Origin of the sequence: Promicromonospora sp. NPDC023805 (assembly GCF_040639635.1) — a bacterium.
Lineage (GTDB): Bacteria > Actinomycetota > Actinomycetes > Actinomycetales > Cellulomonadaceae > Promicromonospora.
The window spans coordinates 182,272-201,623 of record NZ_JBFAAH010000007.1 but is presented as its reverse complement, the minus strand read 5'-3'; the positions used below and the strand labels follow the sequence as shown (position 1 = coordinate 201,623).

The window sequence follows — 19,352 nt, the reverse complement described above, 5'->3', positions numbered from 1 at the left end:
GCGGTCCTGGGCGCCCCGTCAACGGAAGACACCCGCACCACGACGCAGCGTCGCGCGCAGGGCCTCGCGGACGTCGCCCGGGTCGTCCTGGACACCAACCAGGCCTCCCCGGGAGCGGCCATCGCGCCGCACCTGAACGTGACGGTGTCCTGGAGCGAGTTCGTCGCTCAGGTCACCCGGACCCGTGACGGTCTGTGCCTGTCTTGCGGACAGGCACGGCCCGGTCGTGGCAAGCGCCTCGGCGCGGGTGTGAAGATCACGGGCACGGGCACCGACGCAGGTGCAGGCGCGGTGAACAGCGGCCCAGCGGCTGGAGAGCCGGTCGGAAGCCTCACTCCAAGCCCGGATGGAAGCCCGGAAAGGCCAGGTGGAGGTCCGAACGGCTGGGGTACGGCGGATACGACGTTGTCCGGGACAGTGTCCGGCTTCTTGTCCTCGGGTGGCCCGGTGTTCACCGAGACCGGCGGCCGTGCACCACGAGCGCTGGTACGCCGCCTGGCGTGCCACAGCGCCATCACCAGGATCGTGTTCGGACCCGACGGCGCCGTCCTGGACGTCGGACGCGCCCAACGCACCGTGTCGGGGCAGATGCGACGCGCCGTCATCGCCCGAGACCAACACTGCGTCTACCCCGGATGCGACCAACCACCCTCACGATGCGAGGTCCACCACGCCATCACCCACTGGGCCGACGGCGGAAACACCTCCGTCACCAACAGCGCGCTGCTGTGCTGGTACCACCACCAGCTCGTCGACACCAAGGGCATCACCATGCACTGGACCGGCAAGCCCGCCACCGCGGACAACGGTGCTGCCGCCGAGGCCCTGCTCGAGACCGGATGGGCCTTCACCGACGCCTACGGCCACCGCATCCGCCTAGCCGAACCCATCGAAGCCCCACCCCCAACGGGCACCGACCAGACCACGGAGCCGCCGTCACCCGCCGAAGCCGACCGACCGGCCAGCCGAACCTGGCGTGACCCAACCCGCCCGATCCGGCTGCCGAGCCCACCGAGCCCACCAAGCCCGCCGGACCCGTCACCGTCGGCGACCGCCGAGGCGGCCTGACCGGGAATCAATCAGGCCGCCTCGCTCCACTTATTTGCCTGACGAGTCGTGTCCGGCCCGCCCGCTGGCCGGCCGGCCAGCCAGCCAGCCGGCCAGGAACACGGTCACCATCGCCAGCAGTCCCGTGAGCCCGAGCACCGCTGCGTAGGCGGGCAGCCCCACGACATCGGGCAGGGCCCACAGGAGCGCCCCGGTCGCGGTGGACGCGGCGGCGGCGACGGCCGCCCCGCCCCGCCCCGTCCCGTCCCGCGAGCGCGCGCACGGAATCTGGCAGCGGCTTCGACGACCGCGCCGAACCCGCGTAGCCGCCAGCTACTCCCAGACGGCGATGCTGCGGCGCACCGGGACGGACCCGTCGTCCGCGGCGAAGAGCTCCGGCGAGCGCTGCCGGGTCTTCTCGATGTCGTCGAACACGGCGCGGAGGTGGCCCCGGAGGCTGTCGCGGGCGCTGGAGGCGTCGCCGGCGACCACCGCATCAAGAATGGAGTGGTGCTCGTCGACGAAGCGGCCCATGCCGTTCGTCTCCTGCAGGCCGAGGCGGCGCGCGCGGTCCAGGTGCCCCTTGGCGGCGACGACCGTCGACCAAGCCCTGCCGTGCCCGCTGAGGCGCAGGAGCCCGTGGTGGAACGCCTCATCCAGCTCGAAGAACTTCTCGAGGTCGTGCCGCGCCTCCCGCTGCTGCTCCAGGTTGGCGCGCAGCTCGGCGACCAGATCCGGGTCAAGGGCTTCCGGGATGTCGTCGAACGCGGCCAGCTCGACCGCCTCGCGGAGGAACTGCGCGTCCGCCACGCGTTCGGCGTCCACCCGGGACACGAACGACCCGACCTTGGGGAACACCCTGACCAGGCCCTCCTCGCCGAGGAGGATCAGGCTCTCGCGCACCGGCGTCCGGCTGACGCCGAGGGACGCCGCGAGCTCGTTCTCCGACAGGGAGGCGCCAGGCGGCAGCTCAAGGGTGAGCACCTTGCGGCGCAGCGTCTCGTAGACGACTCGCCTGTTGGACCGGTTCGAGGCTTCCCCCATGCCCGCGAGTCTAGGCGAGAGGAGGCACGCTTCCACACCACGACGGTTGACACCTCCTTGTCGACGCTGCTTACATACAAGAACTGCCACACATCAGTTAACCGGCGTTCCAGACAGCGACGTCAGCCAAGAAGGCAAGCCAAAGAAGGCAAGGAGCACTCTTCCAATGGCGGAAACAGCTATGACCCCACCAGGTACCCCGTCGGGCACTCCCTCGGACAAGACCGTCACCCGGTCGACCAAGGACCTCACCAAGGCTGCCGTCTCCGGCTGGCTCGGCACGGCCATGGAGTTCATGGACTTCCAGCTGTACTCGCTGGCGGCGGCGATCGTGTTCAACAAGATCTTCTTCCCTGACGTCAGCCCCGCGATCGGCCTGATCGCCGCGATGGCCACCTACGGCGTCGGCTACGTGGCGCGGCTCGCGGGCGCCATCTACTTCGGCCGCATGGGTGACCGGCTCGGCCGCCGCAAGGTCCTGTTCATCACCGTGGCACTCATGGGCGTGTCCACGACCCTGATCGGCGTCCTGCCGACGTACCAGATGGTCGGCATCCTGGCGCCGATCCTGCTCGTCGTGCTGCGGCTGGTCCAGGGCTTCGGCGCGGGCGCGGAGATCGCGGGCGCCACGGTGCTGCTCGCCGAGTACGCGCCCGTCCGACGTCGCGGCCTCGTCGCCTCGCTGGTCTCGCTCGGCACCAACTCCGGCACCCTGGCGGCGTCGGCCCTGTGGGCGCTGCTGCTTGCGGTGCTCAGCGAGCAGCAGCTGCTCAGCTGGGGCTGGCGGCTCCCGTTCCTGCTCAGCTTCGTGCTCATGATCTTCGCCGTCTGGATCCGCACCAACGTCAAGGAGAGCCCGGTCTTCGAGGCTCGTGCCGACGTCGTGGACGGCGTCGCCCTCTCGCGCGACGAGCTCTCCCGCAGCGACGAGCTCTCCCGCGACGAGGCCAAGACCGCCACCGCGGAGCCGGTGCTCCAAGCAGCCCTCAAGCAGCGCAAGGGCAAGGTGTTCTTCCTGGCGCTGGCCCTGCGGTTCGGCCAGGCCGGCAACTCCGGGCTGGTGCAGACCTTCCTGGTCGGCTACGTCGCCACCACGCTCGCGATGGACCGCGCGCTGGCCACCGAGGCCATCATGTGGGGCTCCATCATCGGCTTCGCGACGGTGCCCCTGATCGGCATGCTCGGCGACCGCTTCGGCCGGCGCCCGATGTACACCGCGCTGTCCCTGATCACCATCGCGCTCGCCTTCCCGATGATGCTGCTGATCACCAGCGGCACCACCACCGGCCTGATGCTCGGCATGATCGCCGGACTCAACCTCGGTGTCCTCGGCCTGTTCGCACTGGAGAGCGTCACCATGGCCGAGCTGTTCGGCGCCCGGAACCGGTTCACGCAGCTGGCCCTCTCCAAGGAGATCGGCGGCATCCTCGCCACCGCCATCGGCCCGGTCGTCGCCGCCTCGCTCACCGCGGCCACCGGCAGCTGGTGGCCCATCGCCGCGATGCTCATCGTCTACTCCACGATCACGCTGATCGCCGCCCGGCTCGCCCCCGAGACCCGTGGCCGCGACCTGGTCCGGCTGGAGGACGCCGCATGAGGGCCGTCGTCGTGCACGGCGCCGGCGACCTGCGGGTCGAGGAGCGCCCGGACCCCGTCGCCGGCCCCGGCGAGGTGGTCGTCGCCATGGAGTGGGGCGGGGTGTGCGGGTCGGACGTGTCCTACTGGAAGAACGGCGCGTCCGGCACCGCCGTCCTGCGCGACCCGCTCGTCCTCGGTCACGAGGTGGCCGGCCGGGTGGTCACGAGCGGGCCTGGCGTCACCGGCTGGGAGCCCGGCACGCCGGTCACCGTGCACCCGGCGCAGGCCGCCGACGGTTCGGTCCTGCCGCAACGGCTGGCAGGGCGGACCAACCTGCACTCGCGGGTGCGGTACTTCGGTTCGGCGGCCTTCCACCCGCACACCGACGGCGGGTTCAGCGAGCTGCGGGCGGTCCAGGCCCAGCAGCTGCGGCGGCTGCCCGACGGCGTGAGCACCGAGCAGGGCGCCCTCGCCGAGCCGCTGGCCGTGGCGATGCACGCGGTGAACCGCGCGGGCCAGATCGGCGCGGGTGTCCGCGGACGCGACGTGCTGGTCAACGGCGCCGGCCCCATCGGCTGCCTCGTCGTCGCCGCCGCGAAGCACGCGGGTGCGGCGTCGGTCACCGCGGCCGACCTCTCCGCGTCTTCGCTGGCCGTGGCCAAGGAGCTGGGCGCCGACCGGGTCCTCGACATCGGCTCGGGCGACCGGCTGCCCGAGGACTGCGAGCTCGTGTTCGAGGCCTCCGGCGCGCCGGCGGCCCTGGGCGGGGTGCTGCGGGCCACCGCGCGCGGCGGCACCGTCGTCCAGGTCGGCAACCTGCCCGGGACTGCCGCACCTGCTGCCCTCGGCGACCTCGTCACCCGCGAGATCACGTGGGTCGGGGCCTACCGGTTCGTCGAGGAGATCGGCGACGCCCTCGCTGCCCTCGGCGACGGGCTCGACGTGTCCGCGGTGGTCACGCACCGCTTCGGCATCGAGCAGGCGGGCGAGGCGCTGGCCGCTGCCGCCGGCCCGGGCAGCAGCAAGGTGCTGATCCGCCTGTCCTGCGACTGAGCCCCGGGGCCTGACCTGCACTCGGACCGTCTTTCGCCGTCGTTCACATGGGTGTGGGGACCCGGCCATCTCGGCTACCTACCGTGGCACGCGTCCCGGCCGCTCAGCGGTCCGCGCCCCTAGGTTGGAGCCCTCAGTGAACGCCGACATGCCCCGTCCGCCGTCGATCTCCGAGCTCGCCGAGCTCCGCCTGTCCCGCCGGACCGCGATGGCCGGCGGCCTGGCTGCCGCCGCCGCTGCGTTCTTCGGGGACCCGGACGCCGCGGCCGGCGTCGCGGAGAGCGCGGTCCACGCAGGTGGGCACGGCGGCGGACACGGCGGAGGGCGGCCGCTGCTCGGCTTCCCCGCCGTCGCGCCCAGCACGGCGGACGCCGTCGTGCTGCCGCCGGGCTACCGCTACCAGGTCCTCTACCCGTGGGGCCACCCGATCGTCCCGTCCGGGCCGGCTTTCGCCGAGGACGCGAGCAACAGCGCGGCCGACCAGGCCCGGCAGGCCGGGGACCACCACGACGGCATGTGGTTCTTCCCGCTGCGGGACCGCCGCTCCGGCCTGCTCTGCGTCAACCACGAGGCCACCACCGAGAACCTGCTGCACACGGACGGCCGGGCGGCCTGGTCCCCCGAGAAGACCGCCAAGTCGATGGCGGCGCACGGCGTCTCGGTCATCCAGGTCGAGGAGGACCGCGACGGCGGCTGGCACGTCGCCGAGTCGCGGTTCGCCCGCCGGATCACCATGACCACGCCGATCGAGATCACCGGCCCCGCGGCCAAGCACTCCCTGATGCGCACGAACGCGGACCCCGAGGGCGTGCGGGTGCTGGGCACCCTGAACAACTGCGCCAGCGGCCCCACGCCGTGGGACACGTACCTGACCTGCGAGGAGACGATCAACAAGTACTTCTACTACGGCGAGCAGCCGCCGCCCGCCGGGTCGGTCGAGGAGCGCTACGGCATCGGCTCGGAGAGCCCGTACCCCTGGCACACCACCGAGAGCCGGTTCGACATGCGGACCGAGCCGAACGAGTTCAACCGGTTCGGCTGGGTGGTGGAGGTCGACCCGTTCGACCCGGGGTCGACGCCGAAGAAGCGCACGGCGCTGGGCCGCATGGAGCACGAGAACGCCGTCGTCGTGCGGGGGCGCCGGGGCGAGGCCGTCGTCTACATGGGCGACGACACGCAGTTCGACTACTTCTACAAGTTCGTGGGCGCGGAGCCGATCGCCAAGGCGCGCCGGGCCGGGCGCAGCCCGCTCGACGAGGGCACGCTGTACGTCGCCAGGTTCGACGAGGACGGCTCCGGCCGGTGGCTCCCCCTGGTGCACGGCGAGCCCGGGCTGACCGCGGCGGACGGCTTCGCGGACCAGGCCGAGGTGCTGATCCACACACGCCTCGCCGCCGACGCCGTCGGCGCGACGCCGATGGACCGGCCGGAGTGGTGCACGGTGCAGCCGGGCACCGGCGCCGTGTACTTCACCTGCACGAACAACACCGCGCGCACCGAGACCGTGGACGCGGCGAACCCGCGCCTGAACAACCGGTTCGGGCACATCATGAAGATCGACGAGGACGGCAACCCGAGCGCGGTGCGGTTCGACTGGGACATCTTCCTGCTCGCCGGGGACCAGGCCAGCGGCGCCACGGTCCCGCCGGACCAGGCGTTCGGCTCCCCCGACGGCCTCTGGTTCGACGCCGTCGGCCGGCTCTGGATCCTGACCGACGGCGCCCAGCCCCAGGTCGACGGCGCCAACCAGAACAACCAGATGCTCGTGGCCGACACCCGGCGGGGCGACATCCGCCGGTTCCTGGTGGGTCCCCCGCGCTGCGAGATCACCGGCATCACCGCCACCCCGGACGGCCGGTCCCTGTTCGTCAACATCCAGCACCCCGGCGACACGGGAACTCCGGAGAACCCGCGCGCCAGCTCGAGCTGGCCCGACTACAGCCCGACCGGCCGCCCGCGGTCCGCCACGATCGTCATCACCCGGGAGGACGGCGGGGTGGTCGGCGCGTAGCCCTCTCGGGCGAGCTCCCGGTGAGGGCTACCAGGTCACCGGGAGCTCGCGGAGCCCGTAGACGATCGCGTCGTCCTTGAACGTCAGGTCCTCGACGGGCACGGCCGGACGGATGCCGGGGATACGGCGCAGCAGGGTGTCGACGACGACCTGCAGCTCCAGCCGGGCGAGGTTCTGGCCGAGGCACTGGTGCGCGCCGTAGCCGAAGGCGAGGTGACGACGGCCGCCGCGCTCCACGTCGAACTCGTCCGGATCCTCGAACACCTCAGGGTCGCGGTTGGCCACGTGCGAGAGCGTCAGGACGCCGTCCCCGGCTTTGAGGAGCTGGCCGCCCAGCTCGACGTCCTCCGTCACGGTCCGCGCGAGCACGGGCTCGGCGATGGTGAAGTAGCGCAGCATCTCGTCGACGGCGGACAAGGTCTTGTCCGGGTCCTGCTGGATCGTCTCGCGCGCCTTCGGATTCTGGCTCAGCTCGAGCACGCCCAGCCCGATCATGTTCGCCGTCGTCTCGTGCCCCGCGACCAGCAGGAGGAAGGACAGGCCGACCAGCTCCGCCCGGTCGACGGCGCCGTTCGTCTCACGCTGCCGGAGGATCTGCCGGCCCAGCAGGTCGTCGGCGGGAGTCTCCTCCTTGGCTCGCAGCAGCCCGTCGAGGTAGCCCGCGAGCTCCTGCATGGCCCGCTGGGCGTTGGGGGCGTCCTCTGGCCGATCGTTCTGCTTCACGATCAGCGCCGACCGCTCCTGGAAGAAGTCGTGGTCCTCGTACGGCACACCGAGCAGCTCGCAGATCACCAGCGACGGGACCGGTAGCGCCAGCGCCTGGATCAGATCGACCGGGCGCGGCCCCGCGAGCATCGCGTCGATGTGCTCGTCCACGATCTCCTGGATGCGCGGCTCGAGCGCGGCCAGCCGGCGATGGGTGAACTCACCGAGCACCGCGCGGCGGGCGGGTCCGTGCTCCGGTGCGTCCATGGAGAGCATCATCTTGGGGAACGGCGACGCGGGTCGCTCGGCGGGCTCCAGGTCCTGGGAGCCGATCCGGGGGAACCCGGGGCGGTCCCGGTCGGCGCTGAAGCGGGCGTCCGACAGCACCGTGCGGACGTCGCCGAAGCGGGCGACGACCCAGGCGTCGCTCCCCGAGGGCAGCGTGACCTTGCTGACCGGCTCCTGCTCCTGGAGCCGGACGTGCTCCGCGCGCGGGGCGTAAGGACAGGTGCGTCCGATGGGAAGGGTAGGTAGCGCTTCTGCGGTCACGATCGGCTCCCTTGGCTGGCCTTATCCGGAAGGATTCCCTCCGGTTACTCGGACGCTAACAAACCGGAACCCTTCCGTCCACATTTAGCCCGGCAGCGAATCAGATAGAGCGAATGAGATAGTTGGAGCCGACCCGACGACGAAGGTGCGTGACGCGATGACGGAGCCGCAGGCGCTTCGGATCGACGCGCGCCGCAACCGCGACCAGATCGTCGCGGCGGCCAAGACCCTGTTCGCCGAGCGCGGTGCTGACGTACCGATGGAGGAGATCGCCCGGCGGGCAGGCGTCGGCGTCGGAACGCTCTACCGGCGGTTTCCCGACCGCGAGGCGCTGGTCCGGGAGGTCGCGCGCGAGAGCCTCGCCGTCCTGCTGACGCACGCGAACCGAGCCCAGGCCGACGGCGGGCAGGGCTGGGAGTCGTTCCTCGGCGTGCTCGAGAACCTGCCGGACCTCTGGTTCACCCTGCGCTCCACGGTGCTGTCTCCGGCCATCCGGACGGTCATCCTGGACGACCCCGAGGCTCTGGCTACCGCCCAGGAGCTGCTGTCCGTGATCAACGGCCTGGTCCGCGCCGGGCAGCAGGCGGGAACGCTCCGTCCGGACGTCGACACCGGTGACGTGGTCATCCTGATCACCCTCGTGATCAGCGGGCTGCGGGCCTCCGCCGGAGCGCTGCCGGACACCGTGCACGCCCGGATGCTGGCCCTGACCCTGGACGGGCTACGGACGGGGTCCGGTTCGACGCTGCCCGGCAAGCCGCTCACCCCTGATCCGATGGACCTGCTGCGCTGACACCGCGGCCACCCGGCCCGTCGTGGCATCGTGGCACTGGAACGAGACGTCGAGCTCGAGAGGAACGATCGTCATGCGCGGTACCGACCTGCTCGTAGATGCGTTCGGCCGGATCAAGGAGACGGTGCACAGCGCCGTCCTCGGGCTGTCGGGCGAGGAGCTCGCGTTTCGCCTCGACGAGGACGCGAACTCGATCACCTGGCTCGTCTGGCACCTGACCCGGGTCCAGGACGACCACGTCGCGGACGCGGCGGGCACCAGCCAGGTCTGGTCGGACGACGGGTGGGACCGCCGCTTCGGGCTGCCCTTCCCGGCCGAGGAGACCGGGTACGGGCACGACACCGACGAGGTCTCCGCCGTCCGGGTCCCGTCGGGCGACCTGCTCACGGGTTATCACGACGCGGTGCACGAACGCACGCTGCGCTACCTGAGCACCCTGTCCGACGACGACCTCGACCGGGTGATCGACGAGTCGTGGGACCCGCCGGTCACCCTCGGTGTGCGGCTCGTCAGCGTGATCAACGACGACATGCAGCACGCCGGCCAGGCGGGCTTCCTCCGAGGTGTCGTGCTGCGCCGACGCGAGGGGTGACCGGCGGGCCGGCCGCTCAGGCCCGCCCGCTCAGGCCCCGCCCGCTCAGGCCGACCAAGCGCCGTCGGCCACAGCGGCCTTGACGAAGTCCGCGAAGTCGCGGGGCGGGCGGCCGAGCACCCGCTCGACGTCGCCGCTGACCGAGGCCAGGTCGCCGCTGCGGAACTGCGCGTAAAAGCCGTCCGACACCTGTACCCACTCCTCCGGTACGCCGAGCGCGCGCTGCTCGTCCGCGTACTCCTCGGCGGTCAGGGGCACGTAGCGGACGTCGCGGCCGGTCGCCTCGGCGATCGCCGCGACCGTGTCGTGGAACGTCAGCAGACGCGGGCCGGTCAGCTCGTACGCCTTGCCGTCGTGCCCGCTGCCGGTCAGCGCGGCGACCGCCACCTCGGCGATGTCGTCGGCGTCGACGAACGCCTCCCGGGCGTCACCGGCGGGGAGCCGGACCTCGCCGCTCAGGACGGGGTCACGCAGGAAGTCCTCGCTGAAGTTCTGGAAGAACCAGCGCAACCGCAGCGCCGTCCAGGCCAGGCCGGCCTCGCCGAGTGCCTGCTCGGCTGCCGCTACCGGGCCGTGGTCGGCGGTCCCGGCGGCGGGCAGCGACACGAGCACCGCGCGCCGGACGCCCAGGCCGGCCGCCTGCCGGGCGAACGCGGCCAGCGCCTCGGTCGCCTGCGGGGCGCCGAGCGCGGGGACGACCAGGTACGTCGCCGTCACGCCGCGCAGCGCCGGCTCCCAGGTGGCCGGGTCGTCCCAGTCGAACCGGGTGCTGCCGGAGCGCGAACCCTCCCGTACGGGGATGCCCCGCTCCTGGAGCAGTCGCACCACCCGCCGTCCCGTCTTGCCCGTCGCGCCTGTGACCAGGATCAGTTCGTCGCTCATGCCCTCCAGTCAATCGTTCGCGGCCGACGGCGGGCCATGGCGAGCAGGCTCGCCCGCATACTCGTTCGTCTACGCTGGCGAGCATGGGGGCCAGCTTGAAGGCGGGCATGACGGCGGGCGCGCAGGCGGGCACGGAAGCGCCGACGGCGGCCGCCGCCGACCCGATTGCGGAGATGCTCGACGGGGTCCGCACGCGCGGGGCGGTCTTCCACCAGTCGGCGCGTACCGGCATCTGGGAGCAGCACTTCGACGGGGGCTCGCCGCTGGCCCTGATCGGCGCCCTGCACGGCCCGGCGCTGGTACTCCCGCAGGGCGGCGACGCCGCGCGGCTCGGCCCCGGCGACATCGCCGTGCTGACCGGTGGCGGGCCCTATGTGGTCACGGACGACCACTACCAGCCGACTGCTCCGGCTGTCCCGGTTGCCCCGATCGCTGGCGGGGCCACGACCGTCCCGACCCTGCTGTTCAGCGGCCGGTACACGATGCGCGACGGCGTGCCAGGCCCGCTGGTCGCGGCACTGCCGACACTCGCGATCGTCCGCGCGGACGAGGGATCGTGCCCGGTCAGCCCCACCATCCTGGACGATCTCTCCACCGCCGGGCCGGGACAACAGACCCTGCTCGATCGCACGCTCGACCTGATGCTCATCGCCGCGCTGCACGCCTGGTTCAACCGCCCCGGCGCACCGCTGCCTGCCTGGTACCGGGCCCACGGCGACCCGGTGGTCGGGCAGGCACTGCGGCTGCTCGACGCCGGCCCCGACCAGCCGTGGACCGTGGCGACGCTGGCCGCGCGGACGAACACGTCCCGCGCCGCGCTCGCCCGCCGCTTCACCGCCCTGGTGGGCCGGCCTCCGATGACCTACCTCCGGGAACGGCGCCTCGCGCTCGCGGCCGACCTGCTGCGTCAGCCGGACGCGACCCTCGCCGCCGTCTCCCGCCGCGTCGGCTTCTCCAGCGCGTTCGCCCTCAGCGCGGCGTTCAAGCGCGAGCTCGGCATCAGCCCCAGCGAGTACCGCGCGCGGACGACGGCTGCCGCGCCCTGACGGGCCGGCTCCCCGGACGGCAGGAATCGCCGCGTTCCGGCCAATCAGTGCGTTGACGCACATCGTGTGATTCGTCGTGCGTCCTCCCGATCGCGGTGGAATTATCGCGGATCGGAAGGGGGCATCCGAGATGACGGCGGCACGCGCACTGCAGATTGACGACTGGATGGTGCATCGCCCCAACGTCGTACGCTCGGTCGCCGCCCGCGTGCCCGGCATCGACGCCGAAGAAGCCGCCAGCCGGGCCCTGGAAAAAATGGTCCGCCTCGCCTCCACGGGCACCATCATCGAGGACCCCGCCCCGTACTGGCGACGCGCCGCGGTCAACGAAGCCATCTCCATGACCCGCGAGGCCGGACGCGCCCACCCCGTCGAGGACGACACCCTCGACCGCCTCACACCCCCGGTCGCTGGAGCAGAGCTCGACGCCGAACGGCACGCCGACGTCACCATGCTGCGCGCCGCACTGTCCGACCTGGCCGACGACGACCGGCAGATCCTGCTCGAACGTCACGTCCACGACCGGGCCGTCGCCGACATCGCCACCAACCTCGGCGTGCGGCCCCACGCCGTCACCATGCGACTGCGCCGTGCGGAGGAACGCCTCGCCGGCGCCTTCGCCGCCGCCCATGCACAGGGCGTCAACGAACCCGAGTGCCGCACCACCCGCGCCGCGATGCACGACTACCTCAAGGACCGGCTGCTCCCCCGACGCCGCACCCGGTTCGAGGCCCACATGGACGGCTGCGCCGAGTGCACCAGGGCGTTCGTGGACGTCCGGGAGGTGTCCTGGATGCTCCGCGACCTCGGGCAACACGTCGTCGCAGGAGCGCTGGCCACCGGAGCTCTCGGCGCTGCGGTCGGCGGAGCAGCGGCCGGGGCGGCGGGTGGAGCGGCGGGTGCGGGTGGAGCAGGCGCGGCGGGGGCGGGTGGAGCAGGCGCGGCGGGGGCGGGCGCACCGCGTCCGTTCGGCAAGAAGGAGGCGGCGATCGCTGCGGGTGTCCTGGCGGTGCTCGGTCTCGGAGGTGGCGCCGCCGCGCTCGTCGCCAACCAGCCCGCTGATCCGCCTGCGGCCGAGTCTGCTCCGATTCCCGGTGCGGGTGCGGGTGCGGGTGCCGGTGGTGGTGCCGGTGGTGGTGCCGGTGGCAGTGGTGGTGAGGGCGGGGGCGGTGGCGGCGGTGGCGGTGCCGGCGGTGGCGGTGCTGGCGGGGGCAGTGCTGGTGATGAGGGCGCGGGCGGTGCGGGCGAGGGCGGCGAGGGTGCTGGTGGTGACTCCGGCACCAGCGGCGAGGGTGACGCTGGCGGTGGCGCAGGCGAGGGTGCTGGTAGCGGTGGTGCCAGCGAGGGCGGCGGTTCCACTCAGGGCGGCGGCGGTGAAGGCGTAAGCGATGGCAGCGAGGGCGCCAGCTCCGGCACTGGTAGCGGCGCTGACGACGGTGACTCCGGCGGCGGAGCGAACGCTGGTGGCGGCGACGGCGACGCAGGTGGCGACGACGGTGCAGGTGACGCGGGTGCTGGCGACGGAACAGGTGGGCCCGGCGGCACGGGTGGTGGCGGCAGCGGCTCAGCTAACGGTACGGACAGCCCGCCCGAAGGCGGAGCCGGGTCCGACTCCCCACCCGGGACCAACCGCTTCGAGGGCGACGGCGCTCAGGGTGGCGGCGCCGACGGTTCCGGGACTGCCGACGACCCGCTACCCGACATCGGCGCGGCGGTTACCGACTGGCTCGCCGGGTTTGGCATCGGCGGGGAGCCGTCCGACGAGCAGAACGGCGGATCGGACAACCCCGGAACCGGCTCCGCCAACGGAAGTGACACGGGCGGGACGGACGCGGGCGGGAGTGACGCAGGCGGGAGTGACGCAGGCGGCCAGCCCGCTGCGGGAGGCGATCCGCACACGGGCGGCCGAGACGGCACTGGTGACGGCAGCGGTGATGGCACGGGCGACGGCATCGGCACTGGTGAAGGCACGGTCGACGGCACTGGCACTGGCACTGGCACTGGCGACGGCACCACGACCGCCGACGGCGCGGAGATCGGCATCGGAGCAGAGGTGACGAACTGGCTCGGGAAGCTCGGCGCCATCGGGATACCCGGCTTTCTGCTGATCGTCCTGATCCTGTGGCTCTGGGAGCGGTGGACCCGCGCGGAAGAGGGCTAAGAACTCGGTCCACAACGGCGACGGCCGGCGCGACGACGGCCTCGACAGCCGTCCCGTCCCTGGCTCTCTGGGCGAGGTGCACTGTTTCGGAAGGTGCCAGGTAGGCCGGAATATGTTCGGCTGAGGACCGGTTCTGCGGGCTGTGCTGAATTGTTCGGCCTGGGTGAACTGGGGCGGGCGAGGCTGAACGAAATTCAACAGGCCCGGCACCTGCTCCACGGGTCCACTCACCGGCCGAGCCACGTGCGGGACAGCCCAGTCACGTGCAGGACAGCCAGCCACGTGCGGGCCAGCAAACAAGACAGCAAGGGGACAACATGCGCATCGATCTGACCGGTAAGACCGCGCTCGTGACCGGCTCGACCCAGGGCATCGGCCGCGCGATCGCCGCCACGCTCGCCGACGCGGGCGCCCGGGTGGCGATCAACGGGCGCCGCGCGGAGGGCGTGACGGACACGATCAACAAGCTTCGGACGGAGTCCGCGGACCGTGACCTGGTCGCCGCGGCCGGCGACGTCACCACTGCGTCCGGTGCGGCGGAGGTGCTCGCCGCCACCGGCGACGTCGACATCCTGGTCAACAACCTGGGCATCTTCGGCAGCATGCCGGCGCTCGAGATCGACGACGACGAGTGGCGCCGGTACTTCGACGTCAACGTGCTCGCCGCCGTCCGCCTGATCCGCTCCAGCCTGCCGGGCATGACCGCGCGCGGCTGGGGACGCGTGCTCAACATCGCGAGCGACTCCGCGATAGTCATCCCCGCCGAGATGATCCACTACGGCGTCTCCAAGACGGCGCTGCTGGGCGTCTCCCGCGGCTTCGCGAAGGAGGCAGCGGGCACCGGCGTCACTGTCAACTCCGTCATCGCCGGTCCCACGCACACCGGCGGGGTCGAGAAGTTCGTCTACGAGCTGGTCGACCCGGCCCTGCCGTGGGACGAGGCACAGCGCGAGTTCATGCGGCTGCACCGCCCGCAGTCGCTCCTCCAGCGGCTCATCGAGCCGGAGGAGATCGCGAACATGGTCGCCTACCTCAGCTCACCGCTCGCCTCGGCGACGACGGGCGCCGCCGTCCGGGTCGACGGCGGATACGTGGACTCGATACTCCCCTGACTCTCAGCCGAACTGCCCCTCGGCCGAACTGACCCTCAGCCGAGCCGCTCCCGCAGCCAGCGGTGCGCCCGTCCGAGATAGGCCACGGACACCTCGGTGTCCGCGCCGAGCGACTCGAAGGCGTGCGGGCCGCCGGGGACCACGTCGAACGTCGCGGGAACGCCGTCCGCCGTCAGCCGTTCCGCGTACGCCATGTTCTCGTCGTGGAAGAGGTCGATGTCGCCCGTACCGATCCACGCGGGCGGGAGGCCCGTGAGGTCCGTCCGCCGGGAGGGCACGGCGTAGTCGGGCACCACTGCGGCACCTGCGGTCCCGAGGTAGGCGCTCCAGCCGGTGCGGTTGGAGCGGTTGTGCCAGACGATGTGCCGGACGGCGTCCAGCTCCCGGTTCGCCGCCGTCCGGTCGTCGAGCATCGGGCAGAACAGCCACTGTGCGACCGGCTGCACGCCTCCCCGGTCGTGGATGCGCTGTGCGAGCGCCGCGGCCAGCCCACCACCAGCACTCTGACCGCCGACCGCCACCCGCTGAGGGTCGATCCCACGCGCGGCCGCGTTCTGCTGCAACCAGTCCCAGGCGTCCAGGCAGTCGTCGAGCGGCAGGGGGAACGGATGCTGCGGCGCCAGCCGGTACTCCGCCGACACGACCACCACGCCGAGCTCCTGCGCGATAGCGAAGCACCGGCGATCGTCCAAGACCGCGGCGCCGATCACCAGGCCGCCGCCGTGGATCCACAACAACGCAGCGCCGGAGCCTCCGCCCGACGGCGTGTAGACGCGCGCACCGCCCGCGTTGCCGAACCGGACCTTCTCCAGCGTCGCGCCCTCCGGCGCCTTGGCATCGGGGATCAGCGGCGTCAATCGCTGCATGAGCCTGAGCAGCAGCGGGTTGCTCACCGGCGTCGTCCGCATGATGCGGTAGGCCCGCCGGAGCTCCGGGTTCACCTCGGAGAGCTTCATGCCGTCGCGCCGATCACGACAACCACAACTTCAACCACTTCGTCAGCCATGGTGCTCCCTCGTGACTATCGAGACCTTGCGTCTCGTAAGTGGAGAATAGCCCATAGGATCGGTGCATGACAGGCACGAGGACCGGGCGGCCGCGGAGCGAGGCGACCCGGCTGGCGATCCTCGAGGCCGCCGCGGCCCTCACCACGGAGCTGGGCTACGACCACGTCACGATCGACGCGATAGCGTCGCGCGCCGGGGCCGGCAAGCAGACGATCTACAGGTGGTGGTCGGCCAAGCCGATGGTCGTCGCGGACGCCGTCATCGAGGGCTTCCTCCGGCTGCCCGCCCTGGACCTCCCCGACACCGGCGACCTGAGCGCCGACCTCAAGGCGTGGACCACCACGTCGGCGGCCGCGATGGGCGACTCCCGCTTCCTGCAGGTGGTCCGCGCACTGGTCACGGCGGCGACGGGCCCCGAGCAGGACGCGAGCCGGCTCTACGAGCACATCATGAGGCCGACCTACGAGCCCCTGCTGGCCCGGCTCAGGCGGGATCAGGACGCCGGCCTGCTCAGCACCGCCGTCAGCGCCGAGTCGGTCGCCGACGCCCTGCTGGGCACCCTGCTCTTCCGGGCGCTCGCCCGGCTGCCGATGCCCGAGACGATGGCCGGGATCATCGACGCCCTGCTGGCTCCCACTGCTGCTGCGGGGACTGACTGTTGAGTGCTGGGTATTCGCCCTTTCTGACGCCGCAGAAGGGCAAATATCCAGCACTCAACGGGTCAGCCGGCGCCAGCCCGGTCAGTCGCGGTCGGGCTGGTTCTCGGACCGTTCGCCGGCCGCGACCTGGAGCCGGCGGTCGGCGCGTTCCTCCCAGAAGGTCGCGTTCTCGATGCCGAGCCGCCGCGGGTCGAACTGCGGGTCCAGGCCCCGCTTCTTCTGCTCGCGGTAGTCCTTGAGCGCCTTCAGCGCGGGACGCTGGAGGAACAGGATGCCGATGATGTTCAGCCAGGCCATCGAGCCCACGCCGATGTCGCCGAGTCCCCAGGCCGCGCCGGCGGTGGTCACGGCGCCGTACGCCACCGAGACGAGCACCAGCGCCTGCAGCACGCGCAGCATGCCCCGCGCCGCGAGACGGTTCTTCATCTTGCGCGTGAGGTAGGTCAGGTTGGTCTCGGCCATGTAGTAGTACGCCACGATCGTGGTGAACACGAAGAACGCGAGCACGATGGCGATGAACGACGGGCCGGCACCCGGGAACACCGAGTCCAGGCCCTGCTGCACGAAGCCAGGGCCCGGCTCGACGTCGGTGCCAAGACCGCCGGTGCCCTCGTAGATCGCCTCGCTGGGCCAGGTCTCCCCGGCGAAGGTGTTGAACATGCCGGTCGAGAGAATGATGAACGCGGTAGCGGAGCAGACGAACAGGGTGTCGATGTAGACCGCGAAGGACTGCGCGAAGCCCTGCTTGGCCGGGTGCGAGACCTCGGCGGCGGCAGCGGCGTGCGGGCCGGTGCCCTGACCGGCCTCGTTCGAGTAGATGCCGCGCTGCACGCCCCACTTGACGGCGAGGCCGAGGATCGCTCCGAACACCGGCTGGACGCCGAAGGCGCTGCCGAAGATCAGCTCGAACACGCGGGGGATCTCGCTGAAGTTCATGAAGAACACGATGGCCGCGATGAGGATGTAGAGCAGGGCCATGGTCGGAACCACGATCACGGCGAAGTGCGCGATGCGCTTGACGCCGCCGATGACGATGAACGCCAGCAGGATCACCAGGCCGACGGCGGTGGCCCAGGTGGGGACGCCCCACGCGTTGTTGATGGCCGAGGCCATGCCGTTGGCCTGCACGCCCGGCAGGAAGAAGCTCATCGCGAGGATGGTGACCGCCGCGAAGACGATCCCGTAGGTCAGCGACAGGCCACGGGCCTTGTGCTTGTACGCCTTCTCGAAGTAGTAGGCCGGGCCACCGCGGTACTCACCGGTGTCCGGGTCCTTCTCCTTGTAGATCTGCCCGAGGGTGCACTCGACGAACGAGGTGGCGGCGCCGAGGAACGCCGAGGTCCACATCCAGAACACCGCGCCGGGGCCACCGAAGGCGATCGCCGTCGCGACACCGCCGATGTTGCCCATCCCTACGCGACCGGCGAGCGACATCATCAGTGACTGGAAGGAGGACGTGCCGTTCTCCGACTTCTCGCCCTTCTTGAGCTGGCTGAGCATGTCGGGGATGTGGCGGACCTGGAGGAACCCGGTGCGGAGGGAGAAGTACAGACCGGCGAGGAGGCAGAGGGCGATCAGCGGGATCGACCAGATCAGCTCGTTCGCGGTGCCGATGCGATCGGCGAAGCTCATAGGTGCTCCAGGGTAGGACGATTCGGACATGCGCGCGGGTGAAAAATCTGTGCACCCGCGGCGGCACCCTAACTGCCGCCGAGGCGCTCGCGCACGACGCGCGCGCACAGCCGCACGTACGACCGCACGCACGACACCCGAAGGAAAGGTGAAAGTGGCGGTGAACTTCTCACCGCAAATCGGCGGATCGGGTGATGGACGTGCGTTGCGGGCCGCGGCTCGCAGGTTCAGCGCTTACGGTCATCTCATCCTGCCCGACCGCCCGCAGCCCGCCGCCCCCGAAGGATCCCCGTGCAGCTGTTCGACCTGGTGCTTCTCGTGGTGCTGTTCATGGCCCTCATGGCGGGTCTGAGCCGTGGCCTCCTGGCTACGCTCGGCGGCCTGATCGGGCTCATCGTCGGCGGCGTCGCCGCCTTCTGGGCGGTCCCCGCCGTCAACGACCTGCTGCCCACCTCCGAGTGGCGCGGGCCGGTGTCCGTCGCCGTTGCCATCCTGCTGCCGCTGTTCTGCGCGTCCGTCGGGGCGGGGATGGGCAGGAGCCTGCGCCAGGGTGTGGACCGCACCTCGCTCCGTCCGCTCGAACGGCTGCTGGGCGGGGTCGCGAACGTGGGCGTCGTCGCCCTCGCGCTCTCGTTCGTCGGCAACGCGGTGAGCGCCACCGGCGCGCCCGGCGTCGCCTCGGCGGTCTCGTCGTCCGCCGTCCTGCGCACCATCGACGAGCTGACGCCGCCCGCCGTGGGCCGGCCGCTCGCCGAGATGCGCTCCATAGTGCTCGACGACGGCCTGCCGCGGCTGAACATCCTGATGGTGCCGCGCGACACTCCGGTGGTGCCCGCCGTCGACCTCGACAACGCCGAGCTGGAGGCCTCCGCGCAGTCGGTGGCCCGGATCTCGGGCATCGCGTACGCGTGCGGCAAGAGCTCGACCGGGTCGGGCTTCGTCGTGGCGCCCGACCGCCTGGTGACCAACGCGCACGTCGTCGCGGGCGTGGACCTTCCGGTCGTCGAGCTACCCGGTGGCGAGGTCCGGGAGGGCCGGGTCGTGTACTACGACCCCGTCGACGACCTTGCAGTGATCGCCGTCAACGGGCTGGCCGCCGACCCGCTCGCCATCGCGCCGACCCTGTCGGTGGGCGACCGCGCCGTCGTCCAGGGGTATCCCTACGGCGGCCCGTTCACCTCGGGCAGCGCCGGGGTGCTCAGCGTCAGCACCACCCGCGTGCCGGACTCGTACGGGCGCGGCGCGAACGACCGCGAGGTCTACTCCCTGGCCGCCGAGGTCCGCCCCGGCAACTCGGGAGGCCCGCTCCTGACCACCGGCGGCGACGTGGCCGGCGTCATCTTCGCGCGCGACGTCTCAGAGGAGAACATCGGCTACGCGATGACGAGCGCCGAGCTGCTCCCGGTCGCCGCCCAGGCCACCGGGCTGGACACCGCGGTGTCGACGGGGCAGTGCGCGAGCTGAGTGCCTGAACAGCGGCC

General features: G+C 71.7%; 16 protein-coding genes. 11 read left to right on the top strand and 5 right to left on the bottom strand.

Annotated elements, in window-relative coordinates:
* Nucleotides 1–1,068 (top strand): DUF222 domain-containing protein (locus tag AB0F70_RS10090; RefSeq protein WP_357447034.1); only part of this gene is annotated, 1,068 nt, incomplete at its 5' end.
* A gap of 312 nt (nucleotides 1,069–1,380) precedes the next feature.
* Here the strand turns inward: AB0F70_RS10090 and AB0F70_RS10085 are convergent.
* The gene (locus tag AB0F70_RS10085; RefSeq protein WP_357447031.1) at nucleotides 1,381–2,091 is read right to left on the bottom strand and encodes a GntR family transcriptional regulator; all 711 of its coding nucleotides are present in this window, start codon (nucleotides 2,089–2,091) and stop codon (nucleotides 1,381–1,383) included.
* Between the two features lie 181 nt (nucleotides 2,092–2,272).
* Here AB0F70_RS10085 and AB0F70_RS10080 point away from each other — a divergent pair, with 181 nt between their 5' ends.
* The 3 genes from AB0F70_RS10080 to AB0F70_RS10070 all read left to right on the top strand — a co-directional run bounded on the left by AB0F70_RS10080 (nucleotide 2,273) and on the right by AB0F70_RS10070 (nucleotide 6,733).
* Nucleotides 2,273–3,688, top strand: coding sequence for an MFS transporter (locus AB0F70_RS10080; protein WP_357447050.1), 1,416 nt, complete (start codon nucleotides 2,273–2,275; stop codon nucleotides 3,686–3,688).
* Nucleotides 3,685–4,722, top strand: coding sequence for an L-idonate 5-dehydrogenase (locus tag AB0F70_RS10075; RefSeq protein ID WP_357447028.1), 1,038 nt, complete (start codon nucleotides 3,685–3,687; stop codon nucleotides 4,720–4,722). Before AB0F70_RS10080 ends, AB0F70_RS10075 begins: the two co-directional genes overlap by 4 nt.
* Nucleotides 4,723–4,858: 136 nt before the next feature.
* Complete coding sequence (locus AB0F70_RS10070) at nucleotides 4,859–6,733, top strand: PhoX family phosphatase (RefSeq protein ID WP_357447025.1); 1,875 nt, start codon at nucleotides 4,859–4,861, stop codon at nucleotides 6,731–6,733.
* A gap of 27 nt (nucleotides 6,734–6,760) precedes the next feature.
* On the opposite strand, the gene AB0F70_RS10065 is transcribed toward AB0F70_RS10070, so the two are convergent.
* Entirely contained in the window at nucleotides 6,761–7,987 is a 1,227-nt protein-coding gene (locus tag AB0F70_RS10065; RefSeq protein WP_357447022.1) for a cytochrome P450, read from the bottom strand.
* 157 nt (nucleotides 7,988–8,144) lie between these two features.
* Between AB0F70_RS10065 and AB0F70_RS10060 the strand changes: the two genes are divergently transcribed.
* Complete coding sequence (locus AB0F70_RS10060; RefSeq protein WP_357447019.1) at nucleotides 8,145–8,780, top strand: helix-turn-helix domain-containing protein; 636 nt, start codon at nucleotides 8,145–8,147, stop codon at nucleotides 8,778–8,780.
* A gap of 73 nt (nucleotides 8,781–8,853) precedes the next feature.
* Nucleotides 8,854–9,372 (top strand): DUF664 domain-containing protein, encoded by a 519-nt coding sequence (locus AB0F70_RS10055; RefSeq protein WP_357447016.1) that lies wholly within the window; start codon nucleotides 8,854–8,856, stop codon nucleotides 9,370–9,372.
* A 45-nt stretch (nucleotides 9,373–9,417) separates the two neighbouring features.
* On the opposite strand, the gene AB0F70_RS10050 is transcribed toward AB0F70_RS10055, so the two are convergent.
* Complete coding sequence (locus AB0F70_RS10050) at nucleotides 9,418–10,254, bottom strand: NAD(P)H-binding protein (RefSeq protein ID WP_357447013.1); 837 nt, start codon at nucleotides 10,252–10,254, stop codon at nucleotides 9,418–9,420.
* 83 nt (nucleotides 10,255–10,337) lie between these two features.
* Here AB0F70_RS10050 and AB0F70_RS10045 point away from each other — a divergent pair, with 83 nt between their 5' ends.
* The 3 genes from AB0F70_RS10045 (at nucleotide 10,338) to AB0F70_RS10035 (ending at nucleotide 14,573) form a co-directional block, all read left to right on the top strand.
* The gene (locus AB0F70_RS10045; protein ID WP_357447010.1) at nucleotides 10,338–11,300 is read left to right on the top strand and encodes an AraC family transcriptional regulator; all 963 of its coding nucleotides are present in this window, start codon (nucleotides 10,338–10,340) and stop codon (nucleotides 11,298–11,300) included.
* A 130-nt stretch (nucleotides 11,301–11,430) separates the two neighbouring features.
* A complete protein-coding gene (locus tag AB0F70_RS10040) occupies nucleotides 11,431–13,461 on the top strand; it encodes a zf-HC2 domain-containing protein (protein ID WP_357447007.1) in 2,031 nt (676 codons plus the stop codon).
* 317 nt (nucleotides 13,462–13,778) lie between these two features.
* Complete coding sequence (locus tag AB0F70_RS10035; protein WP_357447004.1) at nucleotides 13,779–14,573, top strand: SDR family oxidoreductase; 795 nt, start codon at nucleotides 13,779–13,781, stop codon at nucleotides 14,571–14,573.
* A 35-nt stretch (nucleotides 14,574–14,608) separates the two neighbouring features.
* Here the strand turns inward: AB0F70_RS10035 and AB0F70_RS10030 are convergent, their stop codons facing one another.
* Nucleotides 14,609–15,529 (bottom strand): alpha/beta hydrolase, encoded by a 921-nt coding sequence (locus AB0F70_RS10030; RefSeq protein WP_357447001.1) that lies wholly within the window; start codon nucleotides 15,527–15,529, stop codon nucleotides 14,609–14,611.
* 116 nt (nucleotides 15,530–15,645) lie between these two features.
* On the opposite strand from AB0F70_RS10030, the gene AB0F70_RS10025 reads away from it, so the two are divergent.
* Entirely contained in the window at nucleotides 15,646–16,242 is a 597-nt protein-coding gene (locus tag AB0F70_RS10025) for a TetR/AcrR family transcriptional regulator C-terminal ligand-binding domain-containing protein (RefSeq protein WP_357446998.1), read from the top strand.
* A gap of 78 nt (nucleotides 16,243–16,320) precedes the next feature.
* Here AB0F70_RS10025 and AB0F70_RS10020 read toward each other — a convergent pair whose 3' ends face one another.
* Entirely contained in the window at nucleotides 16,321–17,871 is a 1,551-nt protein-coding gene (locus AB0F70_RS10020) for an alanine/glycine:cation symporter family protein (RefSeq protein WP_357446995.1), read from the bottom strand.
* 291 nt (nucleotides 17,872–18,162) lie between these two features.
* Between AB0F70_RS10020 and AB0F70_RS10015 the strand changes: the two genes are divergently transcribed.
* On the top strand, nucleotides 18,163–19,335 hold the full coding sequence (locus AB0F70_RS10015) for a MarP family serine protease (protein ID WP_357446992.1): 1,173 nt from the start codon (nucleotides 18,163–18,165) through the stop codon (nucleotides 19,333–19,335).
* Nucleotides 19,336–19,352: the final 17 nt, after the last annotated feature.